The organism is Bartonella queenslandensis AUST/NH15 (assembly GCF_000312585.1).
Lineage (GTDB): Bacteria > Pseudomonadota > Alphaproteobacteria > Rhizobiales > Rhizobiaceae > Bartonella > Bartonella queenslandensis_A.
Genome location: NZ_HE997997.1, coordinates 2,748 through 3,680, shown reverse-complemented (window position 1 = coordinate 3,680; position 933 = coordinate 2,748). Strand labels below are relative to the sequence as shown.

Annotated in this window: 1 protein-coding gene and 1 tRNA gene; both read left to right on the top strand. The window is 35.3% G+C overall.

Features of this window, described 5'->3' with window-relative positions:
* The coding region (locus BN338_RS03675) for a hypothetical protein (protein ID WP_039759159.1) at positions 1–163 on the top strand (163 nt) is incomplete at its 5' end.
* Positions 164–261: 98 nt separating this feature from the next.
* Positions 262–336, top strand: a tRNA-Val gene (locus BN338_RS03670).
* Positions 337–933: the final 597 nt, after the last annotated feature.

The window sequence follows — 933 nt, the reverse complement described above, 5'->3', positions numbered from 1 at the left end:
TACTGAGATTGACCCTGATTTACGCGTAATGTTCATTACAGGTTTTGCAGCGGTTGCACTCAATTCAAATAGTGATGCCCCTCCTGATGCAAAGGTTCTCTCTAAGCCGTTTCACTTACGTGAACTCGTCAATGAAGTTGAAAAGATCCTTATTGCTGCTTAAAGGGATGTTTTCCTAAATTATTTGCATCTGTTGTAAGAGAAAATGAAATTAAGCATTGACGTTTATCATTCTATATGGTGTATGCAACATCGATGAATGGGCGTGTAGCTCAGCGGGAGAGCACTACGTTGACATCGTAGGGGTCACAGGTTCAATCCCTGTCACGCCCACCATTCGTGCTTTTAGTATAAATAATTTAGTGGTTTGTTGTATTCTTTTCAGAGCACAAAATGCGTAAAAAGGTTAGGGAATAGAATTTTTCAACATATCTCTCCAAACAGCATGCTCTACGAGGTATTTTGATATTTTTTGAATTCTGATAACGCCTCTTGAGATAAGCCATCTGAAAGCATCATAAATACAACAACAGTTTCAGTCGTGACGAATTAGAAGACTTTATTGTAAAATTTTTTCGACAAAAATAGGCTTTTTTCTAAAAGACATTCTTTATCTTCTCATCTATCCTCTATTTTTTTGATTTTTTCTTCTCTATCGATACACACCTGTTTCAAAATAGCTAGAGATGTAACACGGCCTCTTCGGTGCGTAAAACACTTGGTTTTTAGAGCGGTATTTTAGGTTTACCAATGGCAGGTTGTCATAAAATATTTAAAAGAGTAAAAAATACGACAAAAGCAAGTTTTATTCGGTCAACATATTGATTTATAATTATATTTTATTATTTAACATGTTGAATGAGAAATCCGAATATTGTAAAGCTTTCTCATTTCAAACCTCTCCCATGTTGATCAATCAGAACCATCTCTCTT